This window comes from Antrihabitans cavernicola (genome assembly GCF_008297975.1).
Classification (GTDB): domain Bacteria; phylum Actinomycetota; class Actinomycetes; order Mycobacteriales; family Mycobacteriaceae; genus Antrihabitans; species Antrihabitans cavernicola.
Map to the genome: position 1 here is coordinate 128,747 of NZ_VLNY01000005.1, position 24,807 is coordinate 153,553.

Annotated in this window: 23 protein-coding genes; 7 read left to right on the top strand and 16 right to left on the bottom strand. The window is 64.4% G+C overall.

Annotated elements, in window-relative coordinates; translation table 11 throughout:
- Window positions 1-4 precede the first annotated feature (4 nt).
- The gene (locus tag FOY51_RS12470) at window positions 5-1,861 is read right to left on the bottom strand and encodes a DEAD/DEAH box helicase (protein ID WP_149430564.1); all 1,857 of its coding nucleotides are present in this window, start codon (window positions 1,859-1,861) and stop codon (window positions 5-7) included.
- Between the two features lie 74 nt (window positions 1,862-1,935).
- Between FOY51_RS12470 and FOY51_RS12475 the strand changes: the two genes are divergently transcribed.
- The 4 genes from FOY51_RS12475 to FOY51_RS12490 all read left to right on the top strand — a co-directional run bounded on the left by FOY51_RS12475 (window position 1,936) and on the right by FOY51_RS12490 (window position 5,899).
- Entirely contained in the window at window positions 1,936-2,730 is a 795-nt protein-coding gene (locus tag FOY51_RS12475; protein WP_149430565.1) for a carbon-nitrogen hydrolase family protein, read from the top strand.
- A gap of 87 nt (window positions 2,731-2,817) precedes the next feature.
- Window positions 2,818-3,324, top strand: a complete 507-nt coding sequence (locus FOY51_RS12480) for a DUF8548 family protein (protein ID WP_149430566.1) — start codon at window positions 2,818-2,820, stop codon at window positions 3,322-3,324.
- Between the two features lie 46 nt (window positions 3,325-3,370).
- Window positions 3,371-3,994 carry a phosphoribosyltransferase gene (locus tag FOY51_RS12485; protein WP_149430567.1) on the top strand — a complete coding sequence of 208 codons (624 nt, stop codon included), beginning with the start codon at window positions 3,371-3,373 and terminating at the stop codon, window positions 3,992-3,994.
- 114 nt (window positions 3,995-4,108) lie between these two features.
- Complete coding sequence (locus tag FOY51_RS12490; RefSeq protein WP_149430568.1) at window positions 4,109-5,899, top strand: AMP-dependent synthetase/ligase; 1,791 nt, start codon at window positions 4,109-4,111, stop codon at window positions 5,897-5,899.
- Window positions 5,900-5,961: 62 nt separating this feature from the next.
- On the opposite strand, the gene FOY51_RS12495 is transcribed toward FOY51_RS12490, so the two are convergent.
- From FOY51_RS12495 to FOY51_RS12520, 6 genes are all read right to left on the bottom strand, one after another.
- Window positions 5,962-6,684, bottom strand: a complete 723-nt coding sequence (locus tag FOY51_RS12495) for an ESX secretion-associated protein EspG (protein ID WP_187776291.1) — start codon at window positions 6,682-6,684, stop codon at window positions 5,962-5,964.
- A complete protein-coding gene (locus FOY51_RS27180) occupies window positions 6,681-8,120 on the bottom strand; it encodes a hypothetical protein (protein ID WP_187776292.1) in 1,440 nt (479 codons plus the stop codon). Before FOY51_RS27180 ends, FOY51_RS12495 begins: the two co-directional genes overlap by 4 nt.
- Entirely contained in the window at window positions 8,120-8,707 is a 588-nt protein-coding gene (locus FOY51_RS12505; RefSeq protein WP_149430571.1) for a DUF3558 domain-containing protein, read from the bottom strand. The genes FOY51_RS27180 and FOY51_RS12505 overlap by 1 nt, the downstream gene beginning before the upstream one ends.
- Window positions 8,704-9,084 carry a hypothetical protein gene (locus tag FOY51_RS12510; RefSeq protein WP_149430572.1) on the bottom strand — a complete coding sequence of 127 codons (381 nt, stop codon included), beginning with the start codon at window positions 9,082-9,084 and terminating at the stop codon, window positions 8,704-8,706. The genes FOY51_RS12505 and FOY51_RS12510 overlap by 4 nt, the downstream gene beginning before the upstream one ends.
- Before the next feature lie 125 nt (window positions 9,085-9,209).
- Entirely contained in the window at window positions 9,210-9,788 is a 579-nt protein-coding gene (locus FOY51_RS12515) for a DUF3558 family protein (RefSeq protein ID WP_187776293.1), read from the bottom strand.
- Between the two features lie 62 nt (window positions 9,789-9,850).
- Window positions 9,851-10,468 carry an alpha/beta hydrolase gene (locus tag FOY51_RS12520; protein WP_149430574.1) on the bottom strand — a complete coding sequence of 206 codons (618 nt, stop codon included), beginning with the start codon at window positions 10,466-10,468 and terminating at the stop codon, window positions 9,851-9,853.
- 78 nt (window positions 10,469-10,546) lie between these two features.
- On the opposite strand from FOY51_RS12520, the gene FOY51_RS12525 reads away from it, so the two are divergent.
- Window positions 10,547-13,981, top strand: a complete 3,435-nt coding sequence (locus FOY51_RS12525) for a TM0106 family RecB-like putative nuclease (protein ID WP_149430575.1) — start codon at window positions 10,547-10,549, stop codon at window positions 13,979-13,981.
- Here the strand turns inward: FOY51_RS12525 and FOY51_RS12530 are convergent, their stop codons facing one another.
- Together FOY51_RS12530 and FOY51_RS12535 are read right to left on the bottom strand one after the other, a co-directional pair.
- Window positions 13,982-15,154, bottom strand: coding sequence for an amino acid deaminase/aldolase (locus tag FOY51_RS12530; protein WP_149430576.1), 1,173 nt, complete (start codon window positions 15,152-15,154; stop codon window positions 13,982-13,984).
- Between the two features lie 45 nt (window positions 15,155-15,199).
- Window positions 15,200-15,820: a TetR/AcrR family transcriptional regulator gene (locus FOY51_RS12535; protein ID WP_149430577.1), complete on the bottom strand. Its 621-nt coding sequence runs from the start codon at window positions 15,818-15,820 to the stop codon at window positions 15,200-15,202.
- 87 nt (window positions 15,821-15,907) lie between these two features.
- On the opposite strand from FOY51_RS12535, the gene FOY51_RS12540 reads away from it, so the two are divergent.
- On the top strand, window positions 15,908-17,425 hold the full coding sequence (locus tag FOY51_RS12540; RefSeq protein ID WP_149430578.1) for a molybdopterin-dependent oxidoreductase: 1,518 nt from the start codon (window positions 15,908-15,910) through the stop codon (window positions 17,423-17,425).
- A 10-nt stretch (window positions 17,426-17,435) separates the two neighbouring features.
- Here FOY51_RS12540 and FOY51_RS12545 read toward each other — a convergent pair whose 3' ends face one another.
- The 3 genes from FOY51_RS12545 to FOY51_RS12555 are packed head-to-tail and all read right to left on the bottom strand — an operon-like array spanning window position 17,436 to window position 19,839.
- The gene (locus FOY51_RS12545; protein ID WP_149430579.1) at window positions 17,436-18,197 is read right to left on the bottom strand and encodes an ABC transporter permease; all 762 of its coding nucleotides are present in this window, start codon (window positions 18,195-18,197) and stop codon (window positions 17,436-17,438) included.
- Complete coding sequence (locus FOY51_RS12550; RefSeq protein ID WP_353961367.1) at window positions 18,194-19,177, bottom strand: ABC transporter ATP-binding protein; 984 nt, start codon at window positions 19,175-19,177, stop codon at window positions 18,194-18,196. The genes FOY51_RS12545 and FOY51_RS12550 overlap by 4 nt, the downstream gene beginning before the upstream one ends.
- 47 nt (window positions 19,178-19,224) lie before the next feature.
- On the bottom strand, window positions 19,225-19,839 hold the full coding sequence (locus tag FOY51_RS12555; protein ID WP_149430580.1) for a PadR family transcriptional regulator: 615 nt from the start codon (window positions 19,837-19,839) through the stop codon (window positions 19,225-19,227).
- A gap of 26 nt (window positions 19,840-19,865) precedes the next feature.
- On the opposite strand from FOY51_RS12555, the gene FOY51_RS12560 reads away from it, so the two are divergent.
- On the top strand, window positions 19,866-20,624 hold the full coding sequence (locus FOY51_RS12560; protein ID WP_149430581.1) for a tyrosine-protein phosphatase: 759 nt from the start codon (window positions 19,866-19,868) through the stop codon (window positions 20,622-20,624).
- On the opposite strand, the gene FOY51_RS12565 is transcribed toward FOY51_RS12560, so the two are convergent.
- From FOY51_RS12565 to FOY51_RS12580, 4 genes are read right to left on the bottom strand one after another with little or no spacing between them, the layout of a single operon-like run.
- Entirely contained in the window at window positions 20,583-21,827 is a 1,245-nt protein-coding gene (locus tag FOY51_RS12565) for a class I adenylate-forming enzyme family protein (RefSeq protein WP_149430582.1), read from the bottom strand. The genes FOY51_RS12560 and FOY51_RS12565 overlap by 42 nt on opposite strands.
- 56 nt (window positions 21,828-21,883) lie before the next feature.
- The gene (locus FOY51_RS12570; protein ID WP_149430583.1) at window positions 21,884-22,690 is read right to left on the bottom strand and encodes an enoyl-CoA hydratase/isomerase family protein; all 807 of its coding nucleotides are present in this window, start codon (window positions 22,688-22,690) and stop codon (window positions 21,884-21,886) included.
- A gap of 22 nt (window positions 22,691-22,712) precedes the next feature.
- Complete coding sequence (locus FOY51_RS12575) at window positions 22,713-24,191, bottom strand: DHA2 family efflux MFS transporter permease subunit (protein ID WP_149430584.1); 1,479 nt, start codon at window positions 24,189-24,191, stop codon at window positions 22,713-22,715.
- Window positions 24,188-24,799 carry a PadR family transcriptional regulator gene (locus tag FOY51_RS12580; protein WP_235916289.1) on the bottom strand — a complete coding sequence of 204 codons (612 nt, stop codon included), beginning with the start codon at window positions 24,797-24,799 and terminating at the stop codon, window positions 24,188-24,190. The genes FOY51_RS12575 and FOY51_RS12580 overlap by 4 nt, the downstream gene beginning before the upstream one ends.
- Between the last annotated feature and the right edge of the window lie 8 nt (window positions 24,800-24,807).

The window sequence follows — 24,807 nt, forward strand, 5'->3', positions numbered from 1 at the left end:
ACAGCTACTCGCGCGGCCTGCGCTTGCCGCGATCCTTCGAGAACTTTCCACCGGCCCGGTCGTCGCGTCCGGAGCGTTGTCGTTGCCCGGGCGGGCCGTCGTCGCGCTGCAAGGCGATCAGCACACCACTGATCCTGGTGCGCCGCAACGCTTCCAATGTCTCACGCGACAGTTGCGCGGGCAGCTCGACCAGACTGTGATCGGGTCGAATGCTGATGTGCCCGAAATCGCTGCGCCGCAAGCCACCCTCGTTCGCAATGGCGCCGACGATCGCACCGGGCACCACGTGGTGCCGCTTGCCCACGCTGATCCGGTAGGTCGCCAACTCGACACCTGTTCTGCGATGGTGCCCCGCGCCGTCGTCGGATCGAGAGTCCGATCGGGGCTCGCCATGCCGGTCGTCGAACTTACGCGGCGGTCGCTCGCGCCGCGGCTCGTGCTCGCGCGGACGCGATTCGCGCACCGGCGCAGGCGGTTCCGGCTCCATCAGGAAGGTCGTACCGTCCCGGGACTGCACCGCAAGTGCCGCAGCAATATCGGCAAGCGGGATGTCGTGTTCGCGTTCGTAGTCTTCGATCAGCCTGCGGAACAAGGCGAGGTTGTCCGAGCCGAGACTCTCGGTGATCGAATCGCCGAACTTGGCGACGCGCTGGGCGTTGACGTCTTCGACGCTCGGGAGTTGCATCTCGGTCAGCGGCTGACGTGTCGCGCGTTCGATTGCCTTGAGCAGGTGACGTTCCCGTGGCGCGACGAACAGCAGCGCCTCACCGGTGCGACCCGCGCGACCGGTTCGGCCGATGCGGTGGACATACGACTCGGTGTCGTGCGGAATGTCGTAGTTGACGACATGCGAGATCCGGTCGACGTCGAGGCCGCGCGCCGCAACGTCGGTGGCAACCAGCACGTCGAGTGCACCCGACTTGAGTTGACCGATCGTCCGCTCGCGCTGCGCCTGCACGATGTCACCGTTGATGGCCGCAGCCGAATAGCCGCGCGATCGCAGCTTCTCCGCCAACTCCTCGGTCGCCTGCTTGGTGCGGACGAACACGATCATCGCCTCGAACGGCTCCACCTCGAAGATGCGCGTGAACGCGTCCAGCTTGCGCTGGTGCGACACCTGCACCCACCGCTGCGAAATGTTCGACGCAGTGGCGGTTTTCGACTTGACCGTGATCTCCACCGGGTCGTGAAGGTACTGCTTGGAGATCTTCCGGATCACCGGCGGCATGGTCGCGGAGAACAGCGCTACCTGTTTGGTGTCCGGTGTATCGGCGAGGATGCGCTCGACGTCTTCCTGGAAGCCCATCTTGAGCATCTCGTCTGCCTCGTCGAGCACGAGATACTTGAGCTCGGAAATGTCGAGCGTGCCCTTCTCCAGGTGATCGATCACGCGGCCGGGCGTACCCACCACCACGTGCGCACCGCGGCGCAGTCCGGAGAGCTGAACGCCGTAGGCCTGACCGCCGTAGATGGGCAGGACGTGTAATCCGGGGATGTGCGCGGAGTACCGGCCGAACGCTTCGGCGACCTGGATGGCAAGCTCGCGGGTCGGTGCCAGCACCAGCGCCTGGGGCTTACGGGCCTTGACGTCGAGGCCCATCAGAATCGGGATCGCGAACGCTGCGGTCTTGCCGGTGCCGGTTTGGGCAAGTCCGACAACGTCATTGCCTGCCAGCAGGGGCGGAATGGTGGCGGCCTGAATCGGCGACGGCGTTTCGTAACCCACGTCGACGATCGCGGCGAGGACGCGCTCGTCTACGCCGAGATCACGGAACGAAGGTTCTTCTGCGGCCTCGGCGCCGCCGATTTCACCGTCGTTTCGCTCGGTCGCGAGAGGTGCATCGCCGTGATTGTCGCTCATGTGACCTGGAGTTTAGTGCCTCCCACCGCGAAGCATGTGCATCGGTCGAATATGACGGCGTTTACCGTGGGGTCATGGAGCACAGCATCGGAGTCGCGGTCGGCCAATTCGCGCCTGGAACGGACACGGTCGCCAATCTCGAATCGGTGCGCGCGCTGGCCGACGAGGCTGCCGCGAGCGGTGCCCGCGTGCTCGCCGTGCCCGAGTACTCGATGTTCACCGGACCCAAGCTGGACCGAACGGTGATCGAGTCGGCCCAACCGCTCGACGGACCGTTCGTGACCGGGCTGCTGGAGATTGCGCAGCGCAACAATCTGGTGGTGGTCGCCGGAATCAACGAACTGCTCGCCGACGATCCGCGTATCTCCAACACACTCGTCGCAGCAGCACCGGACGGGACGATCGCCGCGGAGTATCGGAAGCTGCATCTCTACGACGCGTTCGGCTTCACCGAATCCGACGTCGTTCGGCCGGGCGATATCGAAGCCCCACAGACCTTCACCGTCGACGGCGTCACCTTCGGGCTGCAAACCTGCTACGACCTTCGCTTTCCCGAAGTGACCCGCCGCCTCGTCGATGCCGACGCGCACGTCGTCCTCCTGCCCGCGCAGTGGGTCCCCGGCCCGCTCAAGGAAGAGCACTGGACAACCCTGGTGCGCGCCCGCGCGATCGAGAACACGGTGTACGTCGCCGCCGCCGGTCAGACGGCACCGTCGGGCGCGGCGAACAGCATGATCGTCGATCCGATGGGTGTGGTGGTCGCTGCCGCGGGCGAGCGGGTCGGAACCGCAGGCGCGCAGGTGTCGGTGGCACGAATCGATGCGGTTCGCGCCAAGAATCCAGCCTTGAAGTTGCGCCGGTTTCTGTGAATTTCCAATCGACCTTCCGGTTTCGGTAACGACCCGGTGCGCGCCCGACGATGCATGGATCGAGGGTGTCGAATTGGAAGGTCCACCATGTACACGTCAGCAGAACGATCCGATCAGGAGCAGGCAACCGCCGCCGGCTACCACGCAAGCCTCGCGGTGTGCGTCATCGAAGCTCTGCAGTCGAGTGTCACCGACGAGTCCGACACCGCAGTAGTCGTCGATCGCTACGTCGCCTACCGCCACGCGCAGGGCGAGATCGCCGAAGCCGACGGTGTCCGCGCATTGCTCCGAACCTTCGAAGAGGTCGGCGGCTGCGAACAGTGGGCAGGCAAGGTCGGCAACTACCGCCGACGCTACGACCCGGCGGGTGCACCCGTCGCCGGGGCGGCAATCGAGCACGCCGCCGAACTCTTCTACACCCACCGCATCGACACCGAAACCGACCTCCGCCGCGCCGCCGACGATCAGGCGAAGTTCGCGTCGCTGGAGTCAGGTTTGCGCGAAATCACCGGCAGTTCCGACGCGTGGTTCACCCTGCTGGAGCTTGCCGGCCTCGAGAACAGGTTCGCGCTGGTAGACGCAGTCGCCGCCTGATTTCACTACGCTCTTTCGGCGCCACCGCAGAGTAGCGTCACCCCTGATGATGTACGCCGATCGCCGCGAAGCCGGCCACACTCTGGGCAAGTCGCTCGACTACCTTCGCGTGTCGGAACCCGTGGTCCTCGGCCTTCCTCGTGGCGGCGTTCCCGTTGCGCGCTCGGTGGCCGACGACATCGACGGCGAGCTCGACGTTCTCCTCGTCCGCAAGCTCGGCGTGCCGTGGCAACCGGAGCTGGCATTCGGGGCGATCGGCGAGGGCGGAATTCGAGTCATCAACGACGACGTCGTCCGCAGCGCGCGGGTATCGGACGCCGACATAGCCGCCGTCGAAGCTCAGGAGATCGGCGAACTCTCGCGTCGAACTCGATTCCTACGCCGGGGCCATCCGCGGCGGGCGTTGACCGGCCGCACCGTGATCGTCGTCGACGACGGCATGGCGACAGGAGCGACCGCAGCAGCGGCCTGTGCGGTCGTCATCTCGCACCGGCCGCGTTGGCTTGTGGTCGCCGTCCCGGTTGCGTCGCACGAAGCCGTTCGCAGACTGGGCCGGATGGTGGACGAGGTGGTGTGCCCGTTCACGCCCGGCGATCTGGGCGGCGTCGGTGGGGCATATGTCGACTTTCACCAACTGGCCGACGCCGAGGTCACGGACCTGCTCGAATGACAATCCCGAACCAGCGATCGTTTCTGTCGCGAGACCACAGTATGAGTACATCGGCCCCAATGTGATGCAATACACGTCTACTGAACAGTAATTTCTCGAAAGGGATCATCGCCCATGCGTGAGTTCGAAGTGCCAGCGTCGTACACCATTCCCGAGGACGCGTCGATGGCCGACAGCGTGTTCACGCACGCGGCGCAATCGCCCAACTTCGTCCCCTTCAAGGTTCCCGTTGCCAGCGGTGGCTGGTCGAACGTGACGGCAGCCCAATTCGCGGAGCAGGTCACCGCGGTCGCGAAGGGCTTCCTGGCATCGGGAATCCAGCTCGGCGACCGCGTCGCAATTCTCGCGGCCACCCGCTACGAGTGGGTCCTGCTGGACTACGCGATCTGGACTGCGGGCGGCTGCACCGTCGCGATCTACGACAGCTCCGCCGCCGAACAGGCGAAATGGATTCTCGAAGACTCCGGCACCTCGATTCTGATCGTCGAGACAGACGGTCACCTGAAGACGGTCAAGGAAGTCGCCGAGGCGGCGCCCGACCTGCGAGAGACCCTGCAGATCAATGCGGGCGCCATCGACGAACTGATCGAGCGCGGTAAGGACGTCAGCGACGACGACGTCCATACCCGTCGCAACCAGGTGACGTCGAGCTCCCCCGCGACCTTGATCTATACGTCGGGAACGACCGGTCGCCCCAAGGGCGTTCAGCTCACACACAGCAATTTGTATGCCGAATCCGCAGCGGCCCGCGAGGCACTCGACGACGCGCTGACCGCGGGCAAGCAGACGCTGATGTTCCTGCCGCTGGCGCACGTCTTCGCCCGCGCTATCTCGGTGGGCTGCTTCGACGGCAAGGTGACCGTTGCGCACAGCTCCGACTGGGGCACCCTGCCCGCGCAGTTCCAGGCGTTCAAACCCAACTTCATTCTGTCGGTGCCGCGTGTGTTCGAGAAGGTCTACAACTCGGCAAAGCAGAAGGCGCACGACGGCGGCAAGGGCAAGATTTTCGACAACGCCGTAGAGACCGCTATCGCATGGAGCGAAGCGCAGGACAAGGGTGGCGCAGGTATCGCCCTGAAGATCAAGCACACCGTGTTCGACAAGCTCGTCTACAGCAAGCTCAAGGCCGCTCTCGGTGGCGAGTGCGACCGGGCCATCTCCGGCGGCGGACCGCTGGGTGCACGTCTCGGCCACTTCTTCCGCGGTGCGGGCGTTCCCATCTTCGAGGGCTACGGCCTCACCGAGAGCAGCGCGGCCGTCACGGTCAACACGACGTCGCGTCAGCGCGTCGGCAGCGTCGGCAGGCCCCTGTCCGGTCACGGCGCCAAGCTGGGCGACGACGGCGAGTTGCTCATCAAGGGACCGGTCGTGTTCAGCGGTTACTGGCACAACGAGGACGCAACCGCCGATGCTTTTGCCGACGGCTGGTTCAAGACCGGTGATCTCGGCGCCATCGACGAAGACGGCTTCGTCAGCATCACAGGTCGCAAGAAGGAAATCATCGTCACCGCCGCGGGCAAGAACGTCTCCCCCGGCGTGCTCGAAGATTCGCTCCGGGCGGATCCGCTGATCAGCCAATGCATGGTGGTCGGCGATGCGCAGCCGTTCATCGGTGCGTTGATCACGCTCGACCCGGAAGCACTGCCGGGCTGGAAGGAGCGCAACGGCGTTCCCGCCGACACCTCGATCGGCGATCTGATCAAGAATCCCAAGCTGATCGCGGACATCGATGCTGCTGTGGCCCAGACCAATACGGCCGTATCCAAGGCAGAGCAGATCAAGAAGGTCCGCATCCTCGACGTCGACTGGACGCAGGAAACGGGCGAGCTGACGCCGAAGATGTCGCTCAAGCGCAACGTGGTGCTCAAGCAGTACGCGAGCGACGTCGACGCGATCTACAGCTAGCCACACCTTTTCGAGTCAGGGGCCTCCCGACTGCCGTTTTCGGTGGTCAGGGGACCCCTGGCTCAGCTCTGTAGCAAGCGAAGCAGTTCTGCGACGAGCACGTCTTTCGTAGCGGGAACGACGTCCACATCGGCGCCGGTTCGGACCAGATATCTGCCATCGCGGGCAACATCGATCCAGCTCAGCACTTCCGGCGGGTGCGCCACCTTGGCGTCGAGTCGCGTCGTCGCCAACATCTGTCCGATTCCGTTTCGCGGCGCGTTCAACGCCTTTCGCACCTGTCCCGCAACGGATTTCACCGTCGGCGACGACATCACGATGTTCTTGCTGTCTTGTTCGACTTCCGCCAGCGACGCGCTCCGCGTCGGCTCGCGTCCGGCATCGACGGTGGGTAGCGCGCTCACGATTCGGGCCGGTAGCGTCTCGGGCGGCCCCAACGTGAGCGTGATGTTCCCGCCGACATCGGGCGTGACGCCAGGAACCTGCGATACGACCGCCACAGCGTCACCGACCCCCGCACCCAGGACTCGTATCGGACGCGAATCATCCTGTCCGACAAGGCCGAAGACTTCGACACGCAGCTCCGGCGAAGCAAGGACTCGCAGCGCGACATCGACCTCCGGCGTCGCGAATACTCGGTGCCATCCGGCGAGTTCCTTCAGTCGTGCAGCGCGCTCGTTGTCCGTTCTGTCCGACGGCCTGACGCTCAATGGATACGGAATGCGATCGAGCCCCGCAGCTTCCCACACGTGAATGAACTGATCAGGGGTGAATTTCCATTTCACGCCTCGTCCCACACCCCGAGCACCGGCGGCGCGGCGGGCGGCATGTCGCCCACCAGTTCGTTGCCGTTGTCGACGTTGATCAGGTAGCCGGGCGTCTTGTGCTCGGAATCGTCCTCACCCTTTTCGTTGCGACCGTGCGGCATGACACCGCCGGGCATGCCCGCGCGAGCGGCAGCAGACGCACCGGCGGCGACACTCGGGCCCGACCGCAGCGTGTCGCTGCCTGCAAGAGCGCCACCGACTCCGCCGCCGACGGCTCCGAGGCCGAGACCGTTGGAGGCATCGTTCTTCTGATCGTCGCGTCGCCGAGCGGCGGCGCCACCGAGACCACCGATGCCAACGTAGCCGGTGCCGCCTGCGCCACCGGCGGATCCGCCGACACCCGATCCGCCGACACCCGACCCACCTGCTACCCCCAACGACGAGTCGCCTGTCACCGCAGCGGGTGCGGTCCAGGGCGAAGCGCCCTGTCCGCCTGCTTTTCCGGAGCCACCCGTGCCGCTCGCCGACACACCCTGTCCATTGCTGCCCGCCGGCGCCGTGGCGCCTTGGCCTTGTGCGTCAGTACCGGATGCGCCATCCACACCGGCTGCATCAGTGTTCGACGCGCCTGAATCCGCTTGCCCACCAGCAGAGTTGGCGCCGCTACCCGTTGACGTGACGTTTGAGCTGCTGGCACCACCCGAGCCGCCGAAGCCACCGAATCCGCTGGCACCAGTTCCGCCGGCCGAGCCACCACCGGCCGCACCGGCACCTCCGCTGGTCGGATCGGTGGGTGCCGAGAACGACGGCACGCCGTTACCTACCGGAATCATCGTCGGCTTGTAGATGTTGTTCATCGCCCGAATCGCTTCTTGCCGAGCCTCTTCGGCGCGTTTCTGAGCTTCCGCAACGGCCGCCGCACTCGGCGGATTCAGAAGTGCCATCGGCAGCATGGCGACAGGGTCGACAGCCTCCGGCACCGGCACTGCAGCACGTACGGCTTCCGCGGCGCTGGATGCTTGGTGTAGTCGGGAGACAACGGACCCCATGACTTCGCTGGCTTCTTGGCCACTCGCGATGAATGCGTCGACCGCGCCCTGAGCAGCATTCGCGCCATCACCTTCCCACGACCCGTTCACCAGCGCGGCGATTTCCATTCGGTATCCGAACAGCATTCCGTCAAGACTGGATTGAACTGAGTGCCAGGTGTTTCCGCGATCATTCAGAACTCCGGGCTGCATTTTCTGAGCGCCGTCATAGATAGCCTGATGACTCATCGATTCGAAAAATTCGGCATTCGGCGCGTAGTCAGGGTCTACACCGCCCTTCAGAGCAGCATCGGACAATCGGCGCTGATCGGCCATTCGTCCAGCGGCCTCTTGCGCGCGAGAGGCGTCGACTTCCCGCGCGACCGACGGCGGCAGGAACGGTAGCGACGGACTGTGGTCGGACATCAATTCTCCTTCGGGATCAAAGGTTCGATCACGCTGGCCATTTCAGGTACACCGTCACATGCGGGCGGCAATGGATCGCGATGACCCGGAATCAAATTGTTGGTATCGAGGATGACTTCGCCGAACGAGGTACGCATGACCAGAGTGCAACCGTCAGGGTTGATCCCGTTCAGGCCCACGAACGCTTCGCGTCCGTTGATCTTGGTGAGCTGTGCGCGTTTTTGCGCGATCTGCCATTCGTTCTCGAATGCTGAATTCGTTGCCATCAGGCTCGCTTGTCTGTCTGCACCGTCGACCGTGCAGATCAAGGCGGTAACCTCGTTCAAATCGTCTGCACGCTTTCGAGTCGCCGGATCGAATCCAATCTTGCGAAGTGTCGCGTCGTCGATGTCGAGGCACGGGTCGAAGGGCACTATTTGATGACCTGGGCTTGGGTGCTGAGTCGGCGGTTCGAGACCGGCGGGCACTACTCGCGTGGTTGTTTGCGAGGCGCTTCCCGGTGGCATGCTCAGCTCTTTCGCGTTCTCCGCTGCGCAGCTGCACATCAGCAACGACAGCGCAATTAGCCCTGCGTGCCCCGCCTTCATCGGCCACCGGACGGGAGCGTATTTCCGGCGGCACCGATTTCTGTCACGTTGTCGCCTTCTTGGGCGGCATAGCCTGACTCGATAGCACGAAAGTTCTCCGCCATGCGAGTGGCGACCGCTGCGTACTCCTTGAGGTGAGCGATGGCATCAGCCGCCTTTTTCTCGAACCCACTCTGCAATTGCGCACTCGTTTCGAAGCCCCCGAAGCCCGCCAGAATCGACCCTCGCTGGAGGGTCTTGACCTGATCGAGGATCCCGGCAGCCATCGCGTCGCATCGTTTAGCGCAGTCAGCAGCAGTCCCCTTCTTCAACCGCAAGGTCCCACCATCGATCGCGCTTCGCATCCCGGAAACAGCTGCATCTGCACCGACAGCCATGGCGAACCACCTCCCCCTTAGAAAAGATCACTCTGACAGATTTGACGCAACAGCCGACCTAGCGGTTCCCCATCGTGCCCGTCAAGAAGTCGGCAAGAACGGTAGCGACGGACTGTGGTCGGACATCAATTCTCCTTCGGGATCAGCGGTTCGATCACGCTGGACATTTCAGGTACGCCATCGCAAGCGGGCGGTAGTGGATCCGAAGCGCCAGGAATGAGGTTGTTGGTGTCGACGATCACCTCGCCAAACGGCGTTCTCATCACCAGCGTGCAACCGTCGGGATTGATTGCATTCAACCCAACAAACGCCTCGCGCCCGTTGACCTTTGTGAGCTGCGCACGGTCGCGAGCGATATTCCATTCGTTCTCGAACGCAGAATTCGTCGCCATCAGCGTCGTGTGACGTGTCGGACCGTCCACCCTGCAACCCAACACTGCTACCTCGTTGAATTGGTCTCTCCGTTTGCGCGTTGCCGGATCCAAGCCCATCTTGCGCAGTGTCTCTTCATCGATGTCGAGACACGGGTCGAAAGGCACACGTTGCTTTCCGGGCGCAATTTGCTGAACTGGTGCCTCTAAACCTGACGGAACAGCTCGGGCCGTCGTAGCCGAAGCAGGGGCAGGTGACACCGACTTGTCGTCTGATCCACAGGCTGACAAGCAAAGTGCAACCGAGATCACCGCAACGTATCGCGCCTTCACCGGTGCGAAACCACCTCCCCCGTCGAAAAGTTCCCTCTGACAAATTTGACGCAACAGCCGACCTAACGGTTCCCCATTGTGTCCAACAAGAAGTCGGCAATCACATCGGTCACCGTCGCATATCCCGGTTCGTGAAGGAGATTGTGGCCCATATCGGCGAATTCACGCAGGTCAACGCCTTGGTGGCCTGCAACCCACTCACGGACGACATCCACTGGAGCGAGGCGATCATCTACGCCGTGCACCACCAATGCGGGAGCGGCAGGCACGTCCAGCGACCTCGTGCGCACCGATTTCGGTGTTCCGCACAGCACCACCGCCCCGAATCGTGTCGGCTGCTTGTGAACGGCCGCCAAGGTCGTCACCGCGCCCAGCGAATGCCCCATCACGGCGAAAGGAAGGCCCGGCCGGTCGGCCTCCGCGATGTCCGCGAGCTGAAGTGCATGTGCCCCAAGCTGATCGATCTGGCTGACGTTGTCCAACTCGCCCTCGGACAGGCCGTGCCCGATATGGTCCAACGCCCACGATTCGATCCCGCGCACAAGCAGCGCACGGGCGAACCGGTGATAGTGCCCGCTGTGCTGACCGCGGCCGTGCAGGAAGATCAGCCCCACCTGCGGGTTCTCGCCCGGCCATCGCCGATAGTGCACCTGCCCGCTGGCTCCATCGAAGAACGGCATCCTTCCATTGTCTCGACGTACCGATGTTGTCGGTACCGGCACCTACAGTGGAGCCCGATCGAGTGACGGGAGGATCGAGTGTTTCTGCTCGACGACAGGGTGATCTACAGCGCCAGCGACCTGGCGATGGCAGCGAGCTGCGAGTTCGCGCTACTGCGCACCTTGGACGGAAAACTGGATCTGACAGATCGGCCTCGTGACAGACCGGACCCGATGCTCGACCGCACGGCTCGCCTCGGCGACGCCCACGAGCGTCGCCAGCTCGCGAAGTTCACCGACCGTTTTGGCGAGGGCGTCCGGTGGATGGACCGACCCGGCTATTCGCTCACCGACCTGAGGGCGGCAAACCAGGCGACCGTCGACGCTGCGGTCGCCGGCACCGACGTGATCTATCAGGGCACCTTCTTCGACGGCCGCTTCCTCGGCTTCTGCGACTTCCTGGTTCGCGAAGGCGACGGCTACGCGATCTACGACACCAAACTTGCCCGGCACGCGAAGGTTGCCTCGCTGCTGCAGCTCGCCGCCTACGCAGATGCGCTCGCCGGCAACGGCATTCGCCCCGCCGATCGGGTTCACCTACTCCTCGGCGACCACTCTGATTCGACACATCTGCTCGCCGACCTGGAGCCGGTACATTCCGCCCGACGCGACCGGCTGCAACATATTCTCGACGAGAAACAGAACGAGCTGCTTCCTGTGCAGTGGAGCGATCTGCGCTACTCCGCCTGCGGCCGATGCGATTTCTGTGAGCCCGAGGTGGAAGCCAGCCGCGATCCGCTGCTCGTTGCCGGTATGCGGGCAACGGCGCGAGCACGCCTGCTTGACGCCGGCGTCACCACCATCGACCTACTAGCAACAACTACATCGACCGTCGCCGGAGTCGCCGAACGCACCTTCACCGCGCTGCATCGCCAAGCGAAAATGCAACTGCGCCAGGAGAAATCCGACGAGCACTTGCACGAGGTGGTCGACGCCGACCTACTCGGCGCCATCCCCGCACCCGATCCGGGCGACATCTTCTTCGACTTCGAAGGCGACCCGATGTGGTCGGAGGCCGGATCACCCGATTGGGGCCTCGAGTATCTGTTCGGCGTGGTCGAAGGGCCAGCCGAGGCACCGACGTTTCGACCGTTCTGGGCTCATGATCGCGCCGAGGAACGCCAAGCGCTGATCGACTTCCTGGCGTACGTCACCGAGCGCCGCAAACAGTTTCCGAACATGCACGTCTACCACTACGCCGCCTACGAGAAGACGGCGCTGCTCCGCCTCGCAGGACGGTATGGCGTCGGCGAGGAGACGGTCGACAATCTGCTTCGCCAGAACGTCTTGGTGGACCTGTATCCGATTGTGCGAGCAGCGGTTCGGATCGGCCGCCGGTCCTACAGCATCAAGAAACTCGAACCGCTCTATATGGGCGAGCAATTGCGCGACGGCGATGTCACCGATGCGGCGGGGTCGATCGTCGCGTACGCCGAGTACTGCGACCTGCGCGACAACGAACGAGCCGACGATGCCGCTATCGCACTGAACGGTATCGCCGACTACAACGAGTACGACTGCGTCTCGACCCTGCGTCTCCGTGACTGGCTGCTGTCCCTCGCGGCCGAATCGGGTGTGGAACCACGGCCACACACCGACGCCACCGAGACGGATGTCGAGTACACCGTCACCGAATCCACGCTCCGCGAGTTCGTCGGTGACACGCCACCAGCGCAACGCAGCGCTGACGAGACCGCGGCTGCCCTCATGGCGTCGGCCATCGGCTATCACCGCCGAGAGCGAAAGCCGTTCTGGTGGGCGCACTTCGACCGGCTTACCCACCCGGTGGACGAATGGGCCGACACACGAGATGTTCTGGTCGCCGAGTCCGGCGAAGTAGACGAGAAGTGGTTCAAGGGGCCGAGGCAACGCAAGCTGCGCAGAGTGGTCACCCTGACCGGAAAGTTCGGCACCGGGACTACTTTGCGCCCGGGCTCCGACGTCTATGCCCTCTACGACCAGCCCGCACCGGACGGTATGCCGTCGGACGGGCCTGCTCATCGTGCGACTACCACCGCGAAGATTGTCAGCGTCGCGACCGATGACGACTTCAACGACGTCGTGCAGATCGAAGAGCTACTCGCGACCGGTGTGGCCGAATACGACTCACTGCCGATGGCACTCACCCCTGCCAGCGTGGTGCGAACAGACCGCATCGACGCAGCCATCGAAACCGCCGCCGCACAGATGTGTTCGACGTTGCCCAACCTGCCGAACACTGCGGCGGTGGACATTCTCCGTCGCACTCCGCCGCGGCTGCGAAGCGGCGCCACCCTGCCTGCTGTCGATGATCTGAAGTATGCCGATGCCATCACCCGTGCACTGCTGGATCTCGACAATTCCTACGTCGCGGTCCAGGGCCCGCCGGGAACGGGCAAGACCTTCACCGGCGCGAAGGTGATTCGCGACCTGGTGTTGGACCATAACTGGCGAGTCGGCGTTGTGGCACAGTCACATTCGGTTATCGAAAATGCCCTCGACAGGGTGGTGAGCGCAGGCGTACCCGGTTCCGTGGTTGCGAAGAAAGGCGATAGCTCGGAGCTGTGGACATCGATCAAAGAGTCCGAGTACGCCGCCTTCATCGAAGGCAGCGCTGATACCGGCTGCGTGATCGGCGGCACCGCATGGGATTTCGCGCATGATGGCCGGGTACCGGTCGGCAGTCTGGACCTCCTGGTGATCGACGAGGCGGGTCAGTTCGCACTCGCGAACACCATCGCGGTGGCGCAGAGCGCACGAAACCTGTTGCTGCTGGGAGACCCTCAGCAACTCCCCCAGGTCAGCCAGGGCACTCATCCCGAACCGGTCGACATGTCGGCGTTGGGCTGGCTCGCCGAAGGTCGCGGCGCACTGCCCGTCGACCGCGGCTACTTCCTCGAACAGACGTGGCGGATGCATCCGAGCGTCTGCGAGGCTGTGTCGCAACTGGCGTACGACGGGAAGCTGCGCTCCAACGAGTCGGTGACGGCTGCACGTGATCTCGACGGCATCGAACCGGGCGTCGACACCGTCTTCGTCGAGCATCAAGGCAACTCGACGGAATCGGAAGAGGAAGCGCGCGAAGTAGTCCGGCAGATCAAGGGGCTGCTCGGCACCGCCTGGTCTGCAGGAATCGATCAACCGACGCGGCCGCTCGCACAGACCGACATCCTGGTGGTTGCGCCGTACAACGCGCAGGTCGCGTTGCTTCGATCACGGCTGAGCAAGGCCGGGCTGGCGCAGATTCCTGTCGGGACGGTCGACAAATTCCAGGGGCGCGAAGCCGCTGTCGTGTTGGTGTCGATGACAGCGTCGGCCATAGACGACATCCCGCGCGGCATGACCTTCCTGCTGTCGCGCAACCGCCTCAACGTCGCCATCTCGCGCGCACTGTGGAAGACGGTGCTGATCCGCTCCAGACTCCTCACCGAGTACCTACCCACGACGCCGGACGCGATGAGTCAGCTGGGTGCGTTCATGCGACTCTGCCGGTAGTCAGCCGAAGCACTGCCCCTCGCCGCGATAGGTAGGAATGCTCGAACACGAACCGTCCGCCTCGACGACATGCAGTTCGGTGAATCGTTCGCACAATTCGCCTGCCTTGGCGTGGCGGAACCAGACGCGGTCTCCGATCTGCACGCTCCCGGCGCCCGACACGGGCGTCTGGACTTCGCCGGCACCCTCACTGCGCAAGAGTGACAACCCCTTCGGCCACACCGGTACCGGCACTCGCGACTTTCCGGCAGGCCCGGACGCGATGTAGCCGCCGGCGAACACCGTCGCAATCGACGGAGTCGGTTTGCGCAGCGCCACGGAGGCGAAGTACAGCGACGGATGCGGCTCGAACGAGCGGTATTTGTCGAAGAGCGTTGGAACGTACAAGCCAGACCCGGCCGTCACCTCGGTAACCGCGCGGTCCGCGACACTCACTTCGATCGATCCTGTACCGCCGCTGTTGACGATCTCCAACGAACCGACCGCGTCGCGCACGGCCTCGACGACCAGTCCTCGTCGACGGGCAAGCTCGCGCGCAGATGCTCGCTTCATCAGCACGACCGCAGGACTCGAGTCCGGCAGGCCGGCGATCTGCGCCTCGTAGGTCATGACGCCGACAACGTCGAATCCTCGCGCCAACGCTTCCCGCGCCAAAGTCGCGGCCTGATCGGGAGTGCGGATCGGCGAGCGTCGGGCGCCCACGTGAATCGGTCCGATCCGCAACGACGCGTCGACGTCGATGCAGACCCGTGGATGCACTCGATCGGTCCCGATTGCGGCGCGGATCGCGGACAGCTGAGCCACGTCGTCGATCATCAACGTGATGCTGTCGCGTGCAACGCCGTCGGCAGTCAGCCCACGTAGTGCCCCGGCGTCGAGTGTCGGATACCCGAGCAGCACGTCACGCGCTCCGCAGCGCACCAACCACACGGCTTCCCGCAACGAGTAAGCCATGATTCCGCGGAAGCCGTCCTGCGCGGTCAGCCCGGTACCGAGGACCTCCTCGAGCACTCCGCGGCACCGAACAGACTTGCTCGCGACCCGAATCGGAACACCGGATGCGCGACGAACCAGATCGGCGGCGTTGGCGCGCAGGGTCTCCCGATCGAGGACGGCGATCGGGGCGTCGAGTCCGGCGGTCGCCTTGTCGATGCGCTCGATCACGGTCTGCATCGTCCTACTGAACCATTCTTTCTGGACGGACGTCCAGCTGGCGTTCTACTCCGTCGCTTTCGAGGCGATGATCGCTGCGACATCGTCGAGTTGCGCAAGCATTGCCTCGCTCCGTCGATCCACCAGCCACCGCAGCACCAGTCCGTCCAGCAGGGCCAGGCTCAGCCGGGCAACCGCGCCCACCGGCTCCAGCCAGGTAGTCCCGGTCCGCTTCGCACATTCGTTGAGAAAGACCGTTCCGTACTCGTCCAACGAGCGGTATTGCGCACTCGCGACCCCGGAATCGGGATGCCGCAAGCCGTAGGCAGTGAGTTCGAAAACCAACAATCGTCGATCCGGCGCCTCTTCGACCATGGGCCAGAATCCGCTGAGCGCGCTGTGCAGCAGCACCCGCAGACCACGAATTCCAGTGAGCTCGGCAGACTCGGCGGCCTCGAAGAACGTCTGCAGCATCGACGTGGTTAGCTGACGCGCCAACGCCTCGCTCATCGCCGTGACCAGCGAATCGTCACTCTCGAACATGTTGCGGACGGTTTGCTCCTGCACACCCGACTCGGTCGCGACCGCCTGCATCGTCACCGCGTCGATGCCGCTACGTTCGGCAATCGCGATCGCCGATTCGACGATCTCAGCACGGTGATCTTCCACCGGCAGTCGGTTCAGCATGCCTCGATCGTAAGACTCCAACCTGAGGAAAGGACCACAACACGGCAGCTTGGTGGCACTTCTGCAACCTGCGGCTACCCTGGCGGAATGCCACGAAGGCCGTTGCGCGCGCTTGCCGGAATCGTGTCGGCCTGCGCGACGCTGGGCGTCGCCGAACTGGTCGCTGCGCCTATCGGCGCCAACAGTTCGCCGATGCTCGCGCTCGGCTCGGTGATCGTGAACAACACACCCGACGGCTTCCGCGAACAGATCATCAAGGCGTTCGGCACCAACGACAAGACAGTGCTGTTCGTGGTGATGGCCGCTGTGGCAATCGCAGTCGCCGCGATCGCAGGAATTGTGGAACGAACGAACCGGCCACGCGGGTCCGCGCTGTTCGGGGTCTTCGCACTACTCGCCGCCGCCGCTGCGGTGACCCGCGCGGGCGCCACGTGGGCATACGCGATTCCGATAGTGCTGGGCGTCATCGTCGGAATCGTCGTGCTGCGGTGGCTGACGCGCGCACTCGAATCCGAAGCGTCCATCGCCAACGATCAAGGCGCGCGCAGGGAGTTCCTCGGCATGGTCGTCGGCGCCGGTGTCCTGGCTGTGGTCACCACCGGAATAGGCCGCTTCTTCGCGTCCCGCGCGCACAACGTCGACGCGAACCGGGCCGTGCAGGTGCTACCGACTCCCACGTCGCCTGCGCCACCCATCCCGCCGGAGGCGGATCTGAAGGTTCCCGGCGCCGTCAGCTACATCACGCCGAACGGCGACTTCTACCGAATCGACACCGCACTGGTCGTGCCGCAGCTGTCGACCGACGAATGGTCACTCCGAATTCACGGCATGGTCGATCGCGAAGTGCGCATCACCTTCGCCGACCTCGCCAAACGCCAGGCGGTGGAACGGGTGGTCACCCTGACCTGCGTATCGAACCCGATCGGCGGCGATCTGATCGGAAACGCAAAATGGCTAGGCTACCCGATCAAAGACTTTCTCGACGAGGCAGGCGTGCACCCCGACGCGGACATGGTGATGTCCAAGAGCACGGACAACTTCACAGCGGGCACACCGATCGAGGTGCTGACCGACGGTCGTGACGCCATCCTGGCGATCGGTATGAACGGCGAGCCGCTGCCGGTGGAGCACGGATACCCCGCGCGTCTGGTGGTGCCTGGGCTCTACGGATACGTCTCTGCGACCAAATGGGTGACCGACATCGAAGTGACACGCTTCGACAAGGCGACCGCTTACTGGACGAAACGCGGTTGGTCCGAACGCGGGCCCATCAAGACCGGCACCCGGATCGACACCCCTGTCTCGTCGGCTCAGGTGAGCACCGGCAAGGTTCCGATCGCCGGCGTCGCCTGGGCGCAGCACACCGGCATCAAAGCCGTCGAGGTGCAGATCGACAACGGCAATTGGGTGCAGGCCCGACTGTCACAGGAGTATTCGACCGACACCTGGCGGCAATGGGCCTACGACTGGGACGCGACGCCGGGCCCGCACCTCGTTCGCGCCCGGTCGACGGACAACACCGGCAAGGTGCAGACAGCCGACCTTGCCGATGTGGTCCCCGACGGCGCCACCGGCTACCCGGAGATTTCGCTCCGAGTGTCCTAGTGTCCCGAGCCTAGGCGTTCTCCCGCGCAAAGCTGCGCGCGCCGATGATTCCGAGTACCACCGCCAGCGCGATGGTGACGCCGCCGCCGACGTAGACATCGGATGAACCCAAGTCGCCGCGGAACAGCGCGCGTGCAGCGTCGACCGTGTGGAAGATGGGATTGATCTTGGCGATGGTCCGCAGCCACGTCGGGCCGAGAGTCATCGGCAGCAGAATCCCCGATAGCAGCAGAATCGGAATCGTCACGCTGTTGAGAATCGACGCCAACGTGTCCTCCGACTGCGCCCAGAGACCCAGCGCATAGGAGGCCGAGGACAAACCGGCGGCCAGCACGGCAATCAAGATCAACGTGAGCAGCAATCCGATCACGTTGGGCCGCAATCCGAATGCGACGACCGCAACCACGATCAAGACGAGAGCCTGCACGATCAGCACCACCATGTCCTTACAGACGCGGCCCGCCAGCAATGCGCCTCGGCTGGCCGGCGTGACCCGCTGCCGTTCGATCACACCCGCGCGCAGTTCGCTGACGATGCCGAAGCCGACGAACATCGCACCGAAGAGTCCGAGCTGCATGATCAGGCCCGGCGTGAAGATCAAAAACGGGTCGGTGCCGCCACCGATCTGTCCGCTGACGCCTTTGAGTAGCGGACCGAACAGCACGAGGTAGAGGATCGGCTGCGTCAGTCCGATGATCACCCAGACTGGACTACGGACGTTCGTGCGCAGCTGCGCCCAGAAGATCAGACCGGTTTCCCGTAGAAAGTTCATGAGTGCGTTCCTTCGCGTAGCGAGCGGCCAGTGACAATAAGGAAGACGTCGTCGAGGCTGGGGCGCTTGACGGTCAGCGAGCCTGCCGTGATGTTGTGCGCGTCGAGGGCGCGTAGCAACGGCACGACGGCCATGTCGCCGTGTTCGACGGTGAGGTGTACCCGATTGCGCTCGGTCAACTTCGACCGGACGTCGACTACCGATTCAGCGACGGCGACTGCCTCTTCGACTCTGCCGCTGTCGATTTCGAGACTGATGACGTCGCCGGAGATGCGCCGCTTGAGCTCGTCGGGAGTACCCTCCGCGACGATGTCGCCATGGTCCATCACCAGGATGCGATCGCACAGCGCATCGGCCTCGTCGAGGTAGTGAGTGGTCAGGACGATCGTCGTGCCGCGACTGCGCAGCGAGCGAATGTGATCCCACAGATTTGCGCGGCTCTGCGGGTCCAGGCCGGTCGTCGGCTCGTCGAGATAGATGAGCTTCGGTTTGTGGATCAGCCCGAGCGCGATGTCGACGCGACGGCGCTGGCCGCCGGAGAGTTGCTTGCATTTGCGTCCGCCGAGACCCTCGAGATCGAGAGTCGACATCAGCTCTTCGGCATTGCTGACGGCCTCCGCCTTGCTGAGTCCGAAAAGCCTTGCCTGCAAAACGAGTTCGTCGATGACCAGCTCTTCGTCGGCGGTCGAACCGCCCTGCGCCACATAGCCGACGCGGGAACGGACACCGCGCTGATCGGATCGTAGGTCGGCACCCGACACCGTGGCATCGCCCGCGGTGGGCGAGATGAGCGTGCTGATCATGCGCAAGGTCGTCGTCTTGCCTGCCCCGTTCGGGCCGAGCAGACCGACGATCTCACCGTCGCGAACCTCGAAGCTGACGCCTTTCACCGCGTCGACGGGTCCGGTCTTCGTGGAGAACGTTCTCGACAATCCCCGAACGGAGATCATCGATGTCTTGATGGCTGCAGTGGTGGTCACGACGAATGACGATAGGAGCCATTCGCCGTTTAGTCAATCTTGACTATTCAGTCTTGACTAAACCCTTTGGCGTCGGCCCACTTGCCGCTCCACACATCGAGCTCATTGCTTTCGATGCGAGCCAGCGTCTGTCGTGACCAGGTGAGATCCGCTTCCAGGTGCAACGCATGAAAACGAAGGGAGTCGGCGACGTGGTACGGCTCGTCGAGCACTGGGTCACCGGAGCCCTGCAATATTCGATCGGCCTCCCTGCTCAAATCGTCGATATCGACCGCCAGCTTTGCGATCCTGCCGCGCAGAGCCGCGATCACGTCGTCTCGTGGCTCGAACGGCATCAGCGCGATAGCGGGCGCGTAGGGAAACTTCGGCTGCTCCACCGACCGCACGGCGTCGTGCAAGAGAATCCGAAATTCCTTCTCGCCCTGCTCGGTCATCCGATAGCGCGTCTTCTCCGGCCGTGCGCCGTCCTGGGCAACGTCCTCCACCGAGATGAGCTCGTCGCGTTGCAGGGTTTTCAACGCGCTGTACACCGAGCCCTGCGCAACGTTGGCCCACTCGTCGGCGCGCCAGGACAGCAGCTCGCGCCGCACGTCGTACCCGTGCACGGGTTGCAGAATGCGCACCAGCGCCAACACGAGAAGTCGGGTGGAAGGGACAGCCATAACGACAGAGCCTATCTGTCGTCGATGTGGCCGACGCAGAGACTCACGATCAGTTCTACCTCAGCGGTGCCTGGAATTTTCGCGATGTCGGCGGACTGCGCACCGCGGACGGCGGCACCGTTCGCGCTGGCGTGCTGTACCGATCGTCGCAGCTGGCGGGCCTCGACGACGCTGGGCGACAAGCACTTACCGGCCTCGGCGTCACCGACGTCTACGATCTTCGCGGCACCGGTGAGGTGGAACGCGCAGGCAGCGATGCCCTACCGGCCGGCGTCGCCCTGCACGCCGCGCCGTTCGATCCCGAGCGCGACGACAGCGCTCCGCACGAAGCTCCGCAACTGGACACCCCAGAGCGCGTCGACGACTTCATGACCGGCGTCTACGCGCAGTTCGCCGACCACAACGGCGCGCACAAGGCGATCGGTGACATCGCACGGTCGATCGCAGACAGCGACGGCGCCGTCCTCGTGCATTGCGCGGCCGGCAAGGACCGCGCAGGCTGGGTGACCGCAACATTGCTGCGCGCCGTGGGCGTGACGGATGACGACATCGTCGCCGACTATCTCCGCAGCAACGACGCCGTCGAGCCGCTCCGACAGATGCTGAGCGCGAAATACGGTGACCACGGCACCATTTCGGACGCGATGCTGGGCGTCACCGAACACTTCTACCGTGCGGGCATGAAAACCGTCGACGAGCGCTACGGCGGATTCGACGCCTACCTTGCCGAGATCGGCATCGACTCAGACACCCTGAGCCGACTGCGTCGACGGCTGCTCGGCTGAACGCCGCACTCGACCGATCAGCCGCACGTACCCTTCTCGGTCGATGTCGACCAGATCGCCTGTGTGAAACCAGTTTCCGGTGAACTGCGCGGCCGTTGCCGTGGGATTCTTCCAGTAGCCGCGCATCACGTGCGGTCCGCGACACAACAGTTCGCCCGTGCCCAGGTGCGCATCGTCGCCCCACAACGCGAGCTCGGCTCCACCGAACGCGATACCGACCCGACCCGGATGCATAGCTGCGCAATCGTCCGGCATGGTCAGTCCGATACCGCTGGTTTCGGTCGCGCCCCACCACGACCAGTGCCGCGCAGAAGGAAACGCACTGCGTAGAACCGCCGTGTCCGCGTCCGCCAAAGCGTCACCGGCACAACAGATCGTGCGGAGCCTGTCGGCGTGGACGCCCATGAACGCACCGCCCGCCAAGGCGGCACGGTAGTCACCCGATGTCGCGGTCACCACGTCGATCCCCGCCGACTCGACGACGCGCGCCACCCCGTCGACGGGCAGATCGGGCGCCAGCACCAGCGTCCCGCCGACGGCCAGGGTCGGCAGCAACTGGTCGACGCATCCGCTGGCATGCGCCAGCGGCAACAGCACCAGATTGCGGATACCCTCGCCGGTCAAGCCTTCGGCCCGAATCACCGATTCGATTGCGGACAACAGGTTTTCGTTGCTCAGCTCCACACCTTTGGGCCGCCCCGTGGTTCCGCGGGTGTAGCAGAGCAGGGCCAGTTCGCTCAGGCACGCGCCGTCGTCGATGAACGGCAGACCGATGGGCAACGTGTCGTCGAGGATGTAGTCGGCCTCGCTGTCTGCCAACACATGAGCGGCGTCGGTGTCGGCAAGTGCGTCGTCGACAGGCACCGGCACCGCGCCGCTGAGCAGTACGCCGAGGAAGGCCTGCACCCAGCGAACACCGTTCGGAAATCGGATCGCCACCCGATCTCCCACGCTGATCCCGTGGGTCTGCAATCCGCCCGCGATCCGCGAGGCCGACGTCCACAGTTCGCGATAGGTGAGCCCAGCACCGCCGAGTTCTGTCACCGCATCCCGATTCGCGTAGCGATGCGCTCGCACGTCGAGAAACTCGGTGAGTGACGGCGTCAAACCGCAGTATCGCAGAAGGCCGTCGCTGCACCGCGCAACCCGGGAATCTGCCCACACCGGCACCGTCGTCGGATATTCGACGAGTGATGCCGACATGAGACCTCCGTGCGCAGGGACCTCTCCACTATATGACCCAGATCACACAACGGCCGTCAACGACCCGTGTACGTCGCCTTACCTGGTCCGACGTCGAGGAAGCTGCGTACGGCACCCTTCAAGTCGTCGGTCCCGAACAGTGCGCCGGACACCTCCGGCGTCACCGAGTCGGCATGCTCGATGCCGCCGGATCGCCACGCCGAGACGATGCGCTTGGTGGCGTCGTGCGCCCTGGTGGGGCCGTCGGCGAGTCGGGCGGTCAGCTCGCGGGCAGCGGCGTCGACGTCGTCGTGGACCGCGTTGACGACGCCCCAGTCGTTCAACGTCGCCGCGTCGTAGAGGTCGCCGGTCATCACGAGCTCACGCGCCCGACCGGACCCGGCGCGTTCGGCGAGGCGTTGCGGGCCACCCATCGACGGAGTGAGCCCGACGACGGTTTCGACAAGGCCGAACTTCGCGCGCGGACCGGCGAGAACGATGTCGCAGGCAAGGGCGATCTCGAACGCGGCGGTGAGCGTCAAACCGTGCGCCGCAAAGACAACTGGGCACGGCAGCGTCTCCAACGGCTGGATGATCCGCGTGAACAGCGTGCGCCACAGCTCGGCTCCCTGCTCGACCGTGAGCCCGTCGAAGACGTGCACATCGACGCCCGCCGAGACCACCTTGCCTTCCGCTCGGAGCAGCAGGGCACGAGGCGGATTCGCGACCAGATCGGCAACAGCCGCAGTCACCGCGTCGAACATCGCTTGACCGAAAAGGTTCAGCGGTGGCGCATCGAAAGTTAGGACCGCGACGGGCGCGCCCGCCTCGGTAGTGGAGCGTTCGAGGCGGGCGGGCGGCAGATTCTCGGTGGAGGAAGTCACGCCCTGCAGCGTATAGGCGCGATCAGGAGACGGACTCCAACTCCTCGGCCGACGGCGGAGTCGGCGGCCTGCCGTCGGCCTTCTTGTTCACGACGAACAGCGCCGACGCGACAACGCCGACAGCCGCCGCCGCAGCCGGGAGCCAGACCGACTGTGCAAGAGCAGAACTGAAGGCGTCCTTGATGAACTCGGGCATCGGACCCGAGCTGGCCTGGTCGATCCCACCGTTGATCCCGTTGGCCGCCATCCGCGACGTGATCAGCGCACCGACGCCGGCGCTACCGAGAACGGAGCCGATCTGGCGCGTCGTGTTGTAGATACCCGCACCCGCACCGGCCTGCTGCGGCGGCAGGTTGTGCATCGACGTGGCACCGAGCGGACCCCAGATGCAGGCATTCGAGACGCCCATCAGAACGGCGGGCAGCATGTACATCCAGATCGCGGTATCCGGCTCCATGATCAGGAGCAGCCAGACGAGGGCAACCGCGAAGGTCACGAACCCGAGCGTCGGGATGTAGCGCGGGTGGGTGCGGTCGACGAACTTGCCGACTGCTGGTGCGAGGAATCCGGTGACGATGGCCATGGGGGCCATGATCAGCGCGGCCTTCGTCGGCGAGAAGCCGCGAACCGCCTGCATGTAGAACATCACCGGAAGCATGAACGCGGTGATGCTGAACCCCATCGCACTGATCGCCAGGTTGCCGAGGGCAAAGTTGCGATCCTTGAACAAGCCGAGCGGCAGCAGCGGCTCGGTCTTCACACGGGACTGGTAGTAGAGGAACGCGCCGATCAGGGCCACGCCGACGACGATCAGCAGCCATACACCGGCGGACCAGTTGTAGGTGTTGCCCTCCTGGATTCCGAAGACCAGGCAGAACAGCCCACCTGCGCTGAGGGCAACGCCGAGCAGGTCGAAATGGTGGGGATGCGTCTCGAGCGACGGCACCAGAACCCACGCCATGACGAACGCGATGATGCCGACCGGGACGTTGACGATGAAGATCCACTGCCAGCCGAGGTTGTCGACCAGCACGCCGCCTGCGATCGGACCGACCAGCGATGCGACGCCCGCGACGGCGCCCCACATACCCATGGCCGAGCCGCGCTTGTCCGGCGGGAACGTCCGGGTGATCACGGCCATGGTCTGCGGCGTCATCAACGCCGCGCCGAAGCCCTGGAACACTCGGGCGACGATCAGCATCTCGATGCTTTGCGACAGGCCACACCACAGCGATGCCGCCGTGAACAGCACCAGCCCGATCAGATAGATGTTCTTGGGCCCGAAGCGATCACCGAGCCGTCCGGTGATCAGTAGCGGCACCGCGTAGGCAAGCAGGTACGCGCTGGTGACCCAGACGACGCTGTTGATGTCGCTGTGCAGGTCCGCCATGATCGCCGGATTCGCGACGGCGACGATGGTGGCGTCGAGCAGGATCATGAAGAACCCGATGCACAACGCCCCCAGCGCCGGCCAAGGATTGCGTTCGGTTGGAGCAGTCATGTCAATCTCGATTCTGCTGAATGGTTGATCTTGATGCATTGCCACGGCAGCGAGCCGTCGACGATCTGGTCGATGAGTTGTCGCAGCCAATCCACTTGCGCCGCAACGACAGTTCGGGCGTATTCGATGTTCAGCCAATAGACGCGGGGCACGTTGTCGGAGCGAACGAACTCGGCCATCGCATCGAGTTCGGCTATCTCGGTGTCGAGTGCGGCAACGCGTTGCCGAAGGAGCGTGACCGCGGTATCGGCCGGGAGGTTGTGGGCTTCGGCGAGCGCCAGCGGGAACAGCGGGTACTCGCGGATCGGGTTCGCCAGCAACTCGGTGACACGCGCGGTGAGCGCATCACGACCGGTCGCTGTGATGTCGTAGATGGTGCGTTCCGGCCGATTGCCGTCGCGATCTGTGCCCGCCGAACGCACCAGTTTCTGCTCGGCCATCCTGTCGACCGTGTGATAGAGCGAACCTGGCCGAACCTTGACGATCCAGTCTTCGCGTCGCTGGATCAGGAGCTGATACATCTCGTACGGGTGCATTTGCCGCTCGACGAGCAGAGCCAACACCGCGATGCCCAGCGGCGTCACCGCCGACACAGTCTTCGCCCGCACACCCGTCA

Bases quoted from the DNA above. Each gene is read 5' to 3' on its own strand.
- FOY51_RS12470 (WP_149430564.1), bottom strand. From the start codon at position 1,861: ATGAGCGACAATCACGGCGATGCACCTCTCGCGACCGAGCGAAACGAC.
- FOY51_RS12475 (WP_149430565.1), top strand. From the start codon at position 1,936: ATGGAGCACAGCATCGGAGTCGCGGTCGGCCAATTCGCGCCTGGAACG.
- FOY51_RS12480 (WP_149430566.1), top strand. From the start codon at position 2,818: ATGTACACGTCAGCAGAACGATCCGATCAGGAGCAGGCAACCGCCGCC.
- FOY51_RS12485 (WP_149430567.1), top strand. From the start codon at position 3,371: ATGATGTACGCCGATCGCCGCGAAGCCGGCCACACTCTGGGCAAGTCG.
- FOY51_RS12490 (WP_149430568.1), top strand. From the start codon at position 4,109: ATGCGTGAGTTCGAAGTGCCAGCGTCGTACACCATTCCCGAGGACGCG.
- FOY51_RS27180 (WP_187776292.1), bottom strand. From the start codon at position 8,120: ATGTCCGACCACAGTCCGTCGCTACCGTTCCTGCCGCCGTCGGTCGCG.
- FOY51_RS12505 (WP_149430571.1), bottom strand. From the start codon at position 8,707: ATGAAGGCGGGGCACGCAGGGCTAATTGCGCTGTCGTTGCTGATGTGC.
- FOY51_RS12510 (WP_149430572.1), bottom strand. From the start codon at position 9,084: ATGGCTGTCGGTGCAGATGCAGCTGTTTCCGGGATGCGAAGCGCGATC.
- FOY51_RS12520 (WP_149430574.1), bottom strand. From the start codon at position 10,468: ATGCCGTTCTTCGATGGAGCCAGCGGGCAGGTGCACTATCGGCGATGG.
- FOY51_RS12530 (WP_149430576.1), bottom strand. From the start codon at position 15,154: ATGCAGACCGTGATCGAGCGCATCGACAAGGCGACCGCCGGACTCGAC.
- FOY51_RS12535 (WP_149430577.1), bottom strand. From the start codon at position 15,820: ATGCTGAACCGACTGCCGGTGGAAGATCACCGTGCTGAGATCGTCGAA.
- FOY51_RS12540 (WP_149430578.1), top strand. From the start codon at position 15,908: ATGCCACGAAGGCCGTTGCGCGCGCTTGCCGGAATCGTGTCGGCCTGC.
- FOY51_RS12545 (WP_149430579.1), bottom strand. From the start codon at position 18,197: ATGAACTTTCTACGGGAAACCGGTCTGATCTTCTGGGCGCAGCTGCGC.
- FOY51_RS12555 (WP_149430580.1), bottom strand. From the start codon at position 19,839: ATGGCTGTCCCTTCCACCCGACTTCTCGTGTTGGCGCTGGTGCGCATT.
- FOY51_RS12565 (WP_149430582.1), bottom strand. From the start codon at position 21,827: ATGTCGGCATCACTCGTCGAATATCCGACGACGGTGCCGGTGTGGGCA.
- FOY51_RS12575 (WP_149430584.1), bottom strand. From the start codon at position 24,191: ATGACTGCTCCAACCGAACGCAATCCTTGGCCGGCGCTGGGGGCGTTG.